The organism is Acinetobacter sp. UBA3025 (assembly GCF_002367915.1).
Lineage (GTDB): Bacteria > Pseudomonadota > Gammaproteobacteria > Pseudomonadales > Moraxellaceae > Acinetobacter.
In genome coordinates this window covers 1-662 of the sequence record NZ_DFDO01000159.1, presented here as the reverse complement: position 1 = coordinate 662, position 662 = coordinate 1, and the positions used below count along the sequence as shown (strand labels likewise).

The following is a 662-nucleotide window of genomic DNA, read 5'->3' as shown; positions in this document are numbered from 1 at the left end:
TTCCTGAATATGGCTGGCGTACACTGTTTTTTGTCGCGATTATCCCATCCGTTATGGCGATTTTTATCCAGAAACTGGTTCCTGAACCAGAATCGTGGCAGCGTGCCAGATTACTGCGTTTATATGCACCCGCTGAAGAAACCACCAAACAGCCTGTTAAGAAAAGTACCGTCAAAGAAATCTTTGCAGATCCTGCGAATCGCAAGATGTTTATTTTATGGATTTTTACGGCTGGGTTCCTGCAGTTTAGCTATTACGGTGTAAATAACTGGATGCCAGCTTATCTAGAATCTGAATTACACATGAACTTTAAATCAATGGCGGGCTATATGCTCGGGACTTATGTCGCCATGATTTTTGGTAAAGTTCTGGCCGGTTTTGCTGCAGACCGTTTAGGTCGACGCGCCGTTTTCTCATTTGGCGCGATTGGTACGGCGATTTTCTTACCCGTAATTGTGCTGTTCAACACCCCCGATAATATTGCCTATCTGCTGATTTTCTTTGGTTTCCTATATGGTATTCCGTATGCGATTAATGCTACATACATGACAGAAAGCTTTGCGACGTCAATCCGCGGTACAGCCGTCGGTGGTGCCTATAATGCAGGACGTATCGGCGCCATGTTTGCACCTGCAATTATTGGCGCAGCAGCGAGTGGTGGT

The 662-nt window shown here is 45.6% G+C and carries 1 protein-coding gene; it reads left to right on the top strand.

Going from position 1 to position 662, the window contains the following annotated elements; all coding sequences use genetic code 11:
• Positions 1-662 (top strand): MFS transporter (locus B4J23_RS06700; protein ID WP_291359482.1); only part of this gene is annotated, 662 nt, incomplete at both ends.